Genomic DNA, 12,990 nt, shown 5'->3' on the forward strand with positions numbered 1-12,990 from the left:
AAGGAGTTATTCAGAGGCTCCTTAAGTCGTGATACGCGGGGCCTATCGCGCCCCGCGTAACCGACCGATGGCAGTCACAACAGCCAACACCATCGCCCCGGCAATCACACCGCCCACCAGATTCACCAGCAACGGCACCGCAAATGCCACGGCGCCAGCCATTTCCTGAAGGTGATGCAGCCAGTCATGGGAACCGGGAATACCGTGAACCAGAATACCGCCACCCACCAGGAACATGGCCAGGGTGCCCACCACCGACAGGGTTTTCATCAGCCAGGGCGCCAGGGCCAGAATGCCTTTACCCAGTGCGATGCGCGCATTCGCCGCGGATGCCTGGGGATCCGTTTTGGCAAGATAGAGGCCGGCATCATCCAGCTTCACAATGCCCGCGACCAAACCATAGACGCCGATGGTCATCAGCACCGCGATGGTACAAATCGCGGCGACCTGAACACCAAAGGTGGCAGACTGGACCGCCCCCAATGAAATCACGATGATTTCTGCCGAGAGAATAAAATCGGTGCGGATAGCCCCCTTGATCTTGTTCTTCTCGAAGGCCACCAGATCCACCGACGCATCGGCCACCGCCTTCAGTTTTTCGGCGTGTTCGCCCTCATCGTTGCCATGGAAAAACTTGTGGGCCAGTTTTTCACAACCCTCGTAACACAGAAACGCGCCGCCCAGCATCAACAGCGGCGTGATCAACCAGGGAATAAAGGCACTGATCAGCAACGCCGCCGGCACCAGGATCAGCTTGTTCAACGCCGAGCCCTTGAACACGGCCCACACCACCGGCAGCTCCCGGTCGGCTTTTACCCCGGACACCTGCTCGGCGTTCAAGGCAAGATCATCCCCCAGCACACCAGCGGTTTTCTTGGCTGCCACCTTGGTCATGACAGAGACGTCATCCAGCAGCGTTGCAATATCATCGATCAGTGCCAGCAGGCTGGTTCCGGCCATGGTGTTCTCCTCTGGGTCTGGCGTGCGGCAGGGCAAAAGGTAACAGAATATCTGCGCCGGCAAGTGTACCCTTTGGCGTTAACGGACGCACAGGCGCGGCTTTGTTATAGTCGCCCTTCATGCAAGGAAACGTGTCGTCATGACGAACCCTCAACGCCCGGCCTGCCTAAGCCAACCTCACCAGGAAGAACTGGCAAACGGACTGCTTCGCGTCAGTTGCCGCTATCAGCCTGAGCGTTTGCTTGATGACAGCTTCCTGTTGGCAGGCATTCCGTTACCGGTGACCCTGCGAACCGCTGTCGCCAAGCGCAAGGCCGAGTATCTAGCCGGGCGATGGTGCGCCCGCGAGGGGTTACAGGGCCTGGGCGCCACCGGAATCCCCGGCGTCAATGAAGACCGCTCGCCCCGCTGGCCCAAGGGCAGGATCGGCAGCATCACCCATAGTCATGGCATCGCCGAGGTGCTGGTGGCAGATGCTGAGCGCTGGCTTACCGTGGGGCTCGATACCGAACAGTGGGTCGTCCCGGAACGGGCAGCCCGACTGGAAAAAGAGTTGTTCACCGACTACGAGCGCCAGCAACTGAACCGTATGACGCCGCTACAGCGGGCAAACCGGCTAACGCTGATTTTTTCCGCCAAGGAAAGTCTGTTCAAGGCCCTGTACCCCCTGACCGGGAAACGCTTTTACTTCCACGATGCGGAACGACGCAAGCCAGACCGGTTGACGCTATTGCGCACGCTCAATGCAGACTGGCCAAAAGGCACGGAAATTCCGTTCCGCTGGCGCGAACGTCAACATGGGGTGCTGAGCTGGATTGCCCTTCCCCGATAAGCCCATTCCGATATAACCCGGTGCAGCATCGCTTGCAGGCAAGCTCCCACAGGGGCAAGTCTCCTGCAGGCCATCACACTCTGTGGGAGCGGTGGTTCCACCGCGATTAAAGCGACGGGCAAGGCCATCGCGGCTCAGCTGTGACAGAGCCGAGGGCAGTCTTCACACAACTCGGTGTCGGGCAACAGATAACGTATGCAGCAGAGCTTTCGAACCGACAGCGGCTCACCATCGTCGCGCCGAAACCGCTCCACATAGGCCTGGTAAAGCGGATTGCGGGTGCCATCGGCATAGGCTTTCGCCTCCAGCAGACTCTTGCCCGGCGCCCACATCGGTTCCGGTAATCCAAAGCGTGACAGTTCCTGTACGAACCAGCGAAGGTAGCGCGAGGCATTGCTCCACAGCACTTTTCCCGACAAACCATATCGCTGTTGCCAGCCATCGATCATGAAGGCCAGGTTGTCCTGTAGCAGGGACGCGAAGCGGTCCAGGCCGTGCAAAGGCGGCGCTAGCGGGCCGCCCTCATCGGCGAAGACGAATACCGCTGGCAATCCGGTCGGATCCATCTCCACGCGCATGGCATGGGGATCCAACGGCAGGTCGCGTTGCAGAATCAGATTGGCGGCCAATACCGGCGGCACCAAATACAGAAAGTAGTACTTGCTCCAGATCGACAGCACCGCGCGGGGATCTTCCTGGGCGAAGTTACTGCGAAACGCCTGTAACTGGACGTCCAGCACCGCCGGGTCCAGCAGTGCCGTCAATGGCAGGGCAGGGTCATCCGGTTGCGCCAGCCGCAGCCGTTCACCGTAGTGAGCAAAGCCCCCCTGGAACAGGGGGGCCAGTGCCGGGATCATCAGCTGGCGCAGGCCGCCGCCAGCGGGCGACTGTGACGCTGAATCAGGGCATCCACCACTTCCTGGGAACGCACTGCCAGTACTGACAGCAAGGTATCGCTCAGGCCGTGAGTTTCCTCGCAGCACCCTTGCAGGAAGATATTGGCGCGGCAGCCTTTCGCCATGGGCAGACGATAGCAACGCTCCACCCCTTGCTCCGACATCCAGTCGGCCATGGGCGCCAGCAACTGTTCATGGCCATTACGGTTGTAGCCGGTGGCCAGCACCACCCCGTCGTAGACTTCGGTCTGTTCCAGACCGGTGTCTTTGTCGCGCAGGGTCAGCAATACCCGGGTGCCGTCATTCTGCACACCGACAATGTCGCGGTTGGACAGGAACCGGTGCTGTACCTTGCCGGTGACTTTTTGCAGGTACAGTCGCTCATAGATCTGTTCGATTTCCGCAAGATCCACCACCGCATAGTTGGTCTGGCTGAACTTTTTCAGAAAATCACGACGCTCTTCTTCCGGGCGCGCATAGATGGTGTCGGTGAAGGCGGGATCAAAGATCTCGTTCACAAAAGCGCTGTCATCCGCCGGGTGGAGCGCACGGCTGCGGGTGATCATGTCCATCTTTCCATCCGGATACTGGTTCATCAGATCCAGATAGATTTCTGCGGCACTCTGACCGGCACCGATAACCGCAATACGCGGCGTTTCATGGCGACCGAAACGCTCGTATTCATGTTTATAGCGGGAGGAATGCACCATGTTGTCGCCCATCTTGCCGGCAAACACGGCGGGCACATTCGGGTATCCCCCAATCCCGATGACCAGATTACGGGTAAAAATTTCTTTCTCTGAACCGTCGGCGTTGCGGGAGCGAATACGCACCCACTCCACTTCGCCACCCTGCTCCACTGGTTCGATGGCAATCACTTCCTCACCGTATTGCACTCGCTCGCTGAACTGCTCCGCCGACCAACGCATATAGTCGTTGTATTCCACACGGGTCGGGAAAAAGGTACCCATGTTGATAAAGGAATCCAGACGGTGGTTGTCGTGCAGGTAATTCACGAAGGTGAAACGGCTGGCCGGGTTGCGCAGGGTCGCCAGATCTTTCAGAAAAGAGACCTGCATCCGGGTGCCATCCAGCAGCATCCCGCCGTGCCATTCAAAACGCGGTTGTTTTTCGAGGAAACAATAACGCAGCCCTTTCAGGTCCGACTGTTCTTCCAGTGCAATGGCAATAGCCAGATTTGCAGGGCCAAAGCCAATGCCGACGACATCATATTCCTGGGAATGAACGTTCATGGGGGTGTCCTCAATGTGGCGGAGACCCATCCCGGTCTCCGGGTTATCCATACACCGACCGTCCGCACCCTGCGGACAGGTCAGCCACTTGCTGCCGGGTAGTGGTGGGCAGCGCGCCATGGCAGTCCGGTATAAGAGTCCCTACCGAACCGTGATTTTCAGCTCAGCTCGCAACGCTCAAAAAACGCATCACGTTGCAGCACCATCAGGGCTGCGCGCTTGTGCGGAAAATCAAACTCCTTTGGCTTGGCAAAACGCCTGGCTTGAAGGTGTTGAATCATCCTGTCGTTGTCCGCACGCGGCTCGGACACGATCCGCGTGGTGCGACAATCATCGAGAAACAGATAATGGCAAAGGGCATTGAGCCACGCCTTTACCTTGTGCGGCCCACGGTGGTGCTCTTCGCCCACCAGCATATGGATGCCGCGGTCAAAATCCTGTGCGTCGTAGTACGGCGCAATACGGTCCTCTTTCGCCCAGTACGCTTCAAAGTAGGCGAAGGGATCATCATCAATACAGCCAATCAGGTTGAGCACGCGCGGATCCCTTGCCTGGCTTTCCAGGTAGGCGCGATGCGCTTCCAGTGTGCCGCTCTGTTCCCAGAAAGCTGCGACCCGCTGGCTGTTCTGCCAGCGCATGAAGCGCTCCAGGTCTTCTTCAATATCCAGCACTCGCAGTGACACCCACGCTTGAATACCGGTATCGAAACGGCGATACACTTCGCCACTCGGCTTGGCCGGGCGACGGGGGTGACGGCGACCACTGTCGTCCATCACCATGCGGACCGGGTACGGAAACGCCGCTGCCTTGGGCAGCCAGTCGCCGGTCAACTGCCAGAGCATGTCTCGCTCCAGCACAGCAGAATCATTGTCGCGCTGCACCATGAAACCGGGATGACCATCACCAGAAAATTCCAGCGCCGTCACCGCGGGCCGCGAGACAAAAAAAGCCCAAGCGGCCCGGCACAGTTGTGCCGGGTCGTCCGTGGATTGCAGAACGCGAGCTGTCGTATCGTCCAGCTCCACGGTCAACAGATCCTGATCATTGCTCTGACACCGCCACTGCGGTGTCAATTCCTGATCGAACACATCCAGCTGCTGCCCGGTGGGCAGCAGCATGGCGGTGTGGCGGGCATTACCAGGCATAAGAGATACTGCCAATGACGTTGCGACGATCGCCATACCAACACCAATAGTTACAAGTAGAAACATACTCCTTGTCTTCCAGGTTTTTGGCGGCAACCTGGAATTTGAAGTTATCCCACTGGTAGCTGACCGTGGCATCCCAGATTGTGTATGACGGCACCTTGAAACTGTGCTGCTCAAGATCATTACCATAGGTTGAGCCCACATAGCGGACACCTGAACCAATGGAAAGACCGTTCATAACTCCACCGATGAAGCTGTATTTGCCCCAGATTGAACCCAAGCGTTTTGACACCTGATTTGGCTGGTTACCAATAACGGTCTCTCCGCGAGCATCTTCGGTGATTTCGGGGTCCAGGAAGGTCATATTGGCAACGAAGCTGAGACTCGGAGTCACATTCGCCACTGCCTCAAACTCTACCCCTTCACTTTCGACTTCACCGATTTGCTGAAACGATGCTGTTCCTGCAGTGCCAGAGGTCAGGTTTTCCTGGGTAATTTTGAACGCCGCGGCATTAAAGTAACCGTCAAACCCTTCAGGCTGCACCTTCAAACCAACTTCGACTTGATCACCACGTTCCGGCTTGGCGGGCTCGTTATTGGCATCCAGCTGAATAATGGGCTGGAAGAATTGGGAGTAGTTGGTATAGGCAGTAACGCCATTATCGAAGATCCATGCCAGCCCGGCATTGGCAGTCCACTCATCACCATCTACATCTTGCTTAGCCCCAGTCGCCTTGTTTTCGAATTTGGTATCAACCTTGTCGTGGCGGGCTCCTAGCATCAAAACCAAGTGGTCCTGAATTTTTACCTGATCCTGCAGATAGAAGCCCAGCTGATAGCTGTCCGTAGTACGGCGCTGAAGATCACTTTCCGATAGTGGCTGCAGAGTTCCATCCAGCAGAACGATATCGCTTGCATTGGCGTATTCAGGGTTATAGACGTTCAATGTATTAGGGGCATAAATACCCGGAAACAATTCTTCCCCTACAATCGGATCAGCCGCATAGTCCTTCCCGTCTATCTTCAACATTTGATAATCGATACCTGCCAGCAAGGTATGCTCCATGCCGTTCAGATCCCATTTGAAGATAAAGCGGTTGTCGGCATTCAGGCTATCTGCATGCCCATCTTCTGTAGAGATATAGCGTACGACCTCCGTTCGATTCGAGGGCATACCAAAATCATCGGAATATGCCAGCGCATACATTTGACGCAGATCGATATCAATACGGCCATAACGCACGTTCTGCTGAAACGACGCCCCGTCATTAAAATCGTGATTCAGTTCGTAGCCAAGAGTGTATTGCGTTCTGTCAAAGCGCTCATAATCCGGGTTGCCAATGGCAACATCGTCACCAATGTATCCATTTCCGGTAGTGCTGGGATTCAGAGTGCCTTCCGCCAAATGGAACTGCAGGTAGGGATCGGAATTATCTTCCTGATAACTGGCCAACAATGTCAGTTCAGTGTTGTCCCCTACGTTCAACTTCAGCGAAGGCGCGAAAAGAACGCGATCCTGCTCGACATCGTCCACTTGCGTGCCGCTCTGCCTGCCTAACGCCAATAGCCTGAAGGCATGACCATCGCCAACAATACCACCGAGATCAGCCGACACCTGCTTTCGATCCCAGCTTCCGTACTCAACTTCAACAGAGCCAAAGCTATAATCCTGAGGACGTTTGCTGATCACGTTGATCACCCCGCCCGGAGGAGTCTGCCCATAAAGGACGGATGCCGGACCGCGAAGAATTTCAACCCGCTCCAGTTGGAAGGGGTCGATCTGCCAGCTGTAAAACCCTTCTGAATAGGTTCGGGTTCCATCTCGATACAGGCCTTTGTTCGCCTGTTTGAAACCCCGGACAATAAACCAGTCTTGCTTGTTATCTTCGCCGTAAAAACCGGCCTGAATACCGGGCGTATAGCGCAAGGCATCGCTGATGCTGACGGCTGCCCTGTCATTCATCTGCTCGCGAGTTACGATAGAAACGGAGCGTGGAGTCTCGCTTACAGGGCTATCTGTCTTGGTACCCGTCCGGCTGCGCTGACCGACATAACCAAAGTCATCACGACCATACACGTCCTCAGACTGCTCAGCGTTGACTTCAATGGTTTCCAACTGTTCTTCGTTGGTGGCCTCTTCCGCCCAGACCGGTGAAGCTGCCAATGCAGCCGCAATAGCCAATGCCAACGGATGACGACAGACCCCAATCCCCTGAGCCAGTCTGCTCCCTGTCCGATTCTCCATCGTTTTTCTCCTGACGATCGTAACAAACACATTAATAGGAATGATTCGCATGCGCGATTATACAGATTACATTCCTTACAACCAGTCTCCCCGGTGCAATTCCTGCCGGGTTTTCCTGTCAATTTGTATCAGTTCACACTCGACAAACGTTCCTCGAACCACCGAACCATTTCCGGTTCACGCACAATGCCAACATGATCGGTCATCAAGACCTCGCTTTGTGCCAACATCACGCGTTGCTCGATGCCATTTTTCAGCATCTCGGCCCTGCCTGGTGGCTGTGCGGCCCACCAGGCATGGCAGGGCGTTTTAAGGCTGGGCAATTGATAACCCCAACAGAGATCACGCAGGTGTTGCTCCACAGCCCATGAATGCAAAAGTTGGCGCGCACTGTCTGCCACCATGGCATCCACGGGTTGCTGCGATAGCCATGTTGAAAATTGTTGCGGCCACTGAGGGGGCTGGTGATTTCGCAACAGGACAATGCACTCATCCAATGCCGCAGCACTTACCCCCGGCAACAGCAAACCCAGATGCTCTCGCAGAGTTGCCTGCGCCTGCGGTGACGACCACTGATCTTCCGCCACTTCGGTGCCAGGAACATAGCTATCCAGCAGCCCTACAAATGCCACGGTCTCGCCATCACGTTCCAGTCGGCTGGCCAGCTCCATGGTCAGGGCGCCGCCCAGCGACCAGCCCAGCAGGTAGTAAGGCCCGCGTGGTTGCGATTGCTTCAGGGTGCGGTAATAGCGCTCTGCCATTTCTTCCAGCGACGGGTCAAACCAGCCTTCCTCAAGAAAACTGCGCGACTGTATGCCGCGCACCTGCCACTGCCCTTCCAGGGCTGCCGCAATAGTCTGATAGCCGGTGACCCGGCCGGTCACCGGGTGCGGACACCACAACACCGGTATGTCTGTGGCCGTGTTCTGTAAAGAGTTCTGTGAAGAGTCCTGCGACCAATTCTGTGAAGAATTCAGCGCCGTCACCAGTGCCGGGTCGGCCTGGCTGTCCCGTGGCGCATCGGCCAGCGCCAGCAGTGCCAACAGTTCCTGGCGATAGCGGCCGCACCAATGCTGAATGGTGCCAGCGTCATAACGGCTGCTGGCAAATTCCCACACCAGCTCCAGCTGCCCAGCCATTACCTGGCCATTAATGGCCAGCGGCGCCGCCATAGGGTTGTCATCGGCCTGGGCATTACCGCCACCGTTGAGCGGCGTGAAACCCTGAATCAACGCATCATCGTGATACTGGCCCAGATAATTGAACGTCAACGGCGCATCGGCACTGTCGTTGAGCGGGCTATCGGCCATAAACCGCAGGGCGCCATAACCGACGCCAGCATCCGCTTCGGTGCCTTTGAGTTGTTCGGTAACCGCAAACAGGTTCTGGCGGGGATCCGCCGCCCACGGCAACGACACCGGGAACAGGCTGGTAAACCAGCCCAGGGTACGGCTGAGATCCAGCCCGGGGGCAAGCCGGGTTTCGCGACCGTGGCCTTCCAGATTGATAACAAGATTGCTCGCAACCTGCGGAGCTCGAGTCGCAAGCGCGGCGCCTTGATGCTCTTTCTGGTCGCCTTCCTGATCGCCTTTCTGATCATCAGCCTGGAGCGTTCTCACCAGCGCCGTCAGCAGCAATGCCGGCACAGACGCCCCCAGCTTGGTCGGCGCCTCCTGAAGCAAACGACGGGTCGCCGATTCATCCAGTGATACTGCAACGCTGCGTTTTTCGCCATACACCGGCAGCGGTACATGGCCCGGCTCCGGCTGCTGTTGCTGCCAGAACGGCAAACGTTGGGTGCCGTTTTCCTGCAGCCATTGCTGCAGGGCCTGATGCCAGTCCGACACGGTATGTGTGCGTTGCGGCAAAACAATCTCTTGTCCTCCGCCTTCATCTCCGTCTTCATTACTCTGCGCCTGCGAGTACGCCGCCAGCAGGTCTTCCAACAGTACTCGCCAGGACACACCGTCCACGGCCAGGTGATGGATCACCAGCAAAAGCCGGTCTTGCTGCTGGGGGGTTGTCACATAAAGCGCACGCAGCAAGGGGCCATGTTCGATATCCAGACTTTCCTGGGCTTGCTGGCACAGTGCGGCCACGGCGTCCTCATCTGCTGCCTCGCGCCACCACAACACATCGTCACTCACCGCTTCTGGCGAGAGGCAATGTTGCGACCAGACACCATCGCGGCAACGGTAACGCATGCGCAGCGCATCATGCTGACGGCACAATGCCGACAACGTTTCGGCCAGGGCGTGCTGCGACATGGGTTGCGCCAACGCCAGCCACAGGTGCTGATTCCAGTGATGGGGGCTGGGCGGGTTGAGCGAAAAGAAATGCTGCTGGATCGGCAGCAGCGGCACCTCGCCGGTCAACGGCTGTTGGGAAATCGCCAGCGCCTGGGCACTGAGCGCAACCCGGGCCAGGTCCTTGAGCAACGGCTGCTCAAACACCTCTTTGGGCGTTAGCGCCAACCCTTGCTGGCGTGCCCGGCTGACCACCTGCAAGGCCAGAATGGAATCCCCGCCAAGGGCAAAGAAGTGGTCGTCACGGCTGACGAACGACAGCCCCATCAAGGCCTGCCAGATGGTCGCCAGAATGTTTTCGTTATCGGTTTGCGGTGCATCGCCGGCACTGGCGGTTTGCCATTGCGGAGCCGGTAGCGCCTTGCGGTCCACTTTGCCTGCGGGCGTCAGCGGCAGGTGCTCCAGTGTGATCAACTGGCTGGGCACCATATAGTCCGGCAGGGCTTGGGACAGGCTTTCCAACAGGGTTCGCGGCTCAAGCGCCGCTCCTACGGTGTGACGTGGCACGATGTAGCCCACCAACCGGTCACCGGTGGGGGAAGGTTGTGCAACCACGGCGGCGTCGCAGATCGAGTCAAAAGCCAGCAGACGACTTTCGATTTCACCGAGCTCAATGCGGAAGCCACGGATTTTGACCTGCTGATCCACCCGACCCAGATATTCCATGACGCCGTCGTCGCGGAATTTCACCAGATCGCCGGTGCGGTACATCCGCTCACCCGCTTCGCCGAACGGATCCGGCAGGAAACGTTCAGCGGTCAGGTCCGGACGGTCGTGATAGCCGCGCGCCAATCCCACTTCATTGCCGATATACAGCTCACCCGCGACACCAGCGGGTACGCGATTCAAATCCTGATCCAGCACATACAGTTTGCGCGGCCCCACGGCGGTGCCGATGGGCGCGTAGGCGCTGGTCAGGCTGTCACCCTCATAGGCCGCCCACAACATCGGCGTGACCACCGTTTCGGTGGGCCCGTAGCCGTTGATGATGCGTTGCGGTTTGAGCACTTGCTGCATGCGCTCGAAGGTTTCGCGAGTAAACGCTTCACCGCCCAGGGTCCAGGAGCGAACCTTGAGTGCGGGCTTTTCCTGCTCGATCCAGTCCAGCAGCGGGCCCACATAACTGGGCGGGAAACAGGCGATGGTGACGCCTTCTTGTTGCAGCACCTCGCAGCATTTTTCCGCGCTCCATAATGCCTGGTCGCGAATCACCACCCGGGAGCCAAACGCCAGCGGTACGCTCCAGCGCTCCACCGCACCATCGAAACTGATGGAGGCGAATTGCAGCTCCACATCCTGCGGCGTCATGCCGTAACGCTTGCCGATGGTTTGCACATGCATGGACAAGCCGCCGTGAGTGAGGGCCACGCCTTTGGGCTTGCCGGTGGAGCCGGAGGTATAGATCACATAAGCCAGTTGATCGGGATGGGGTTCGTTATTAAGCGAACCGCCGTCGGTATTCGCCAGCGACAGTTGATCCACGAACACCGGGCTGACGCCCTCCACCTGCGGCAAGGTCTCCGCCAGATCCGACGAGGTCAACAGCAACCGGGCACCGCTGTCTTCGAGCATGTAGTGCAAACGGTCTGTGGGGTAACCGGGATCCAGTGGCAGGAAAGCCCCGCCCGCTTTCATTACGGCCAGGAACGCTTCGATCATGGTGACGCCACGCGCGAACGAAACGCCGACCACTTCATCCGCGCTGACACCCTGCTCGAGAAGATAACGCGCGAGACGATTGGAACGGGCTTCCAGTTCAGCAAACGACACACGGGTATCGCCATGCACCAGGGCGATGGCCTCGCCGCGCAACGCCGCCTGCTGCGAGAACAGCGAAGGAAAACTCTGGGCCACATAAGCCCCTTCGCCTTCACCCCACTGCTGCAAACGCGGCAAGTCTTGTGTAGCGGTATCCACGGTGCCCAAACACCGCTGGCGGTCTCCTGCAAAAGCCGCCAGCACCTGTTCCATGGCGTGCTGCAAACGTCGGGCCGTGTCACTGTGAAAGCGGTCGGCCGCATAGGTCAGCGTAAGCGCCAGCGCACCGTCACTGGCTTCGTGCACATCCAACGCAAGATCAAACAGCGCATGGGGCACGCCCTGCGCCTGCGGGGCGATGGTGACCTCATTATCCAGCTGGCGGCGACCACCATCACGACGCTGATAATTAAACAGCACCTGAAACAGCGGGGTTTCGCCAGGTTCACGACGAGGCGCCAACGACGCCACCAACTGGTCGAAAGGCAGCGCCTGATGGGCCTGGGCATCCAGCATGGTCTGGTGCACCTGCTGCACCCATTGATCCACGGTCATGGCCGCGCCGGGTTGTCCTCGCACCACCAGGGTGTTGACGAAGAACCCCACCAGCGCCTCAACCTCACTGCGGCCACGGTTTGCCATCGGCACCCCCACCGGAATATCCCGGCGACCACTGACCGACGCCAACGCCCACTGCCAGGCCGCCAACACCACGGTAAAGAGCGTGGTGTCATTGTCTCGCGCCAAGGCCTGCAAGCGGCCCTGCAAGGTCTGCGACAACGACCATTGCTCGCTGGCCGCCTGACGAAGATCGTTGTGCTGCGGATGACGATCATAGGGAATCAGTAACGGCGGCTGAACGCTATCACCCTGATCCAGCCGCAACTGCTCACGCCAATAGGTCAGTTGCCGCTCGCGCTCACCGGCATCCAGCCAGGCCTTTTGCCACAGCGCGTAATCGGCATACTGCACTGCCAGGGGCGGCAACGGGGCATCGGACAGATACGCGCGGCCAAGATCGGTAAAGAACACCTCCATGGACCAGCCATCAGAGACCAGATGGTGCATCACCAACTGCAGCCGCCATTGCTGCTCGCCTTCCTGTAACAATTGCACGCGCAACGGCAAGTCCCGTTCCAGCACAAAGCGACGGCGGGCATGTTCATCAGCCAGCGTCTGACGGGCAGCCTGATCCAGCGAGCGAACATCGCGCTGCTCAACCGGCAACCGCGCCGACTGGATGATCTGCTCGGCGTCTCCGTCGTGGTCCTGAAAACCGGTGCGCAAACTCTCGTGTCGCTGCACCACCGCCTCCAGGCTGCGCAGCAGACGCGCCACCTCAAGCGGACCGCTCAAACTGAAAGCGGTAGTCAGGTGATACGCCGTGTTGTCCGGCTCCAATTGATAAATCGTCCAGAGCCGTTGCTGGGCCGGCGCCAGCGGTACCCGCGCAGGGCGATGCCCGGACACAATCGGCAGCCGCTCAAACGGAATGCCCTTTTCACCCAGCTTCTGCAAAAAGATGGCCTGCTTGCTTTCTTCCAGCGCCATAAAGCGCTGGGCCAGTGCCACTTTATCAAGACTCATCCCTT

General features: G+C 58.3%; 7 protein-coding genes. 1 reads left to right on the top strand and 6 read right to left on the bottom strand.

Annotation, left to right across the window (positions count from 1 at the left end):
* Positions 1–42 precede the first annotated feature (42 nt).
* Positions 43–960 (bottom strand): DUF808 domain-containing protein, encoded by a 918-nt coding sequence (locus Q672_RS17475; protein WP_022983681.1) that lies wholly within the window; start codon positions 958–960, stop codon positions 43–45.
* Positions 961–1,099: 139 nt separating this feature from the next.
* On the opposite strand from Q672_RS17475, the gene Q672_RS17480 reads away from it, so the two are divergent.
* Positions 1,100–1,792 (top strand): 4'-phosphopantetheinyl transferase family protein, encoded by a 693-nt coding sequence (locus Q672_RS17480; protein ID WP_022983682.1) that lies wholly within the window; start codon positions 1,100–1,102, stop codon positions 1,790–1,792.
* A gap of 134 nt (positions 1,793–1,926) precedes the next feature.
* Here Q672_RS17480 and fhuF read toward each other — a convergent pair whose 3' ends face one another.
* The 5 genes from fhuF to Q672_RS17505 form a co-directional block, all read right to left on the bottom strand.
* Positions 1,927–2,649: a siderophore-iron reductase FhuF gene (gene fhuF, locus Q672_RS17485; protein WP_022983683.1), complete on the bottom strand. Its 723-nt coding sequence runs from the start codon at positions 2,647–2,649 to the stop codon at positions 1,927–1,929.
* Positions 2,649–3,941 carry a lysine N(6)-hydroxylase/L-ornithine N(5)-oxygenase family protein gene (locus Q672_RS17490; protein ID WP_031225681.1) on the bottom strand — a complete coding sequence of 431 codons (1,293 nt, stop codon included), beginning with the start codon at positions 3,939–3,941 and terminating at the stop codon, positions 2,649–2,651. Before Q672_RS17490 ends, fhuF begins: the two co-directional genes overlap by 1 nt.
* Before the next feature lie 158 nt (positions 3,942–4,099).
* Complete coding sequence (locus tag Q672_RS17495; protein WP_235047170.1) at positions 4,100–5,152, bottom strand: GNAT family N-acetyltransferase; 1,053 nt, start codon at positions 5,150–5,152, stop codon at positions 4,100–4,102.
* Complete coding sequence (locus Q672_RS17500; RefSeq protein WP_022983686.1) at positions 5,076–7,334, bottom strand: TonB-dependent siderophore receptor; 2,259 nt, start codon at positions 7,332–7,334, stop codon at positions 5,076–5,078. Before Q672_RS17500 ends, Q672_RS17495 begins: the two co-directional genes overlap by 77 nt.
* Positions 7,335–7,462: 128 nt before the next feature.
* Entirely contained in the window at positions 7,463–12,985 is a 5,523-nt protein-coding gene (locus Q672_RS17505) for a non-ribosomal peptide synthetase (RefSeq protein ID WP_022983687.1), read from the bottom strand.
* Positions 12,986–12,990: the final 5 nt, after the last annotated feature.

This window comes from Alcanivorax sp. P2S70 (genome assembly GCF_000475295.1).
Lineage (GTDB): Bacteria > Pseudomonadota > Gammaproteobacteria > Pseudomonadales > Alcanivoracaceae > Alcanivorax > Alcanivorax profundi.

Bases quoted from the DNA above. Each gene is read 5' to 3' on its own strand.
- Q672_RS17475 (WP_022983681.1), bottom strand. From the start codon at position 960: ATGGCCGGAACCAGCCTGCTGGCACTGATCGATGATATTGCAACGCTG.
- Q672_RS17480 (WP_022983682.1), top strand. From the start codon at position 1,100: ATGACGAACCCTCAACGCCCGGCCTGCCTAAGCCAACCTCACCAGGAA.
- fhuF (WP_022983683.1), bottom strand. From the start codon at position 2,649: ATGATCCCGGCACTGGCCCCCCTGTTCCAGGGGGGCTTTGCTCACTAC.
- Q672_RS17490 (WP_031225681.1), bottom strand. From the start codon at position 3,941: ATGAACGTTCATTCCCAGGAATATGATGTCGTCGGCATTGGCTTTGGC.
- Q672_RS17495 (WP_235047170.1), bottom strand. From the start codon at position 5,152: ATGTTTCTACTTGTAACTATTGGTGTTGGTATGGCGATCGTCGCAACG.
- Q672_RS17500 (WP_022983686.1), bottom strand. From the start codon at position 7,334: ATGGAGAATCGGACAGGGAGCAGACTGGCTCAGGGGATTGGGGTCTGT.
- Q672_RS17505 (WP_022983687.1), bottom strand. From the start codon at position 12,985: ATGAGTCTTGATAAAGTGGCACTGGCCCAGCGCTTTATGGCGCTGGAA.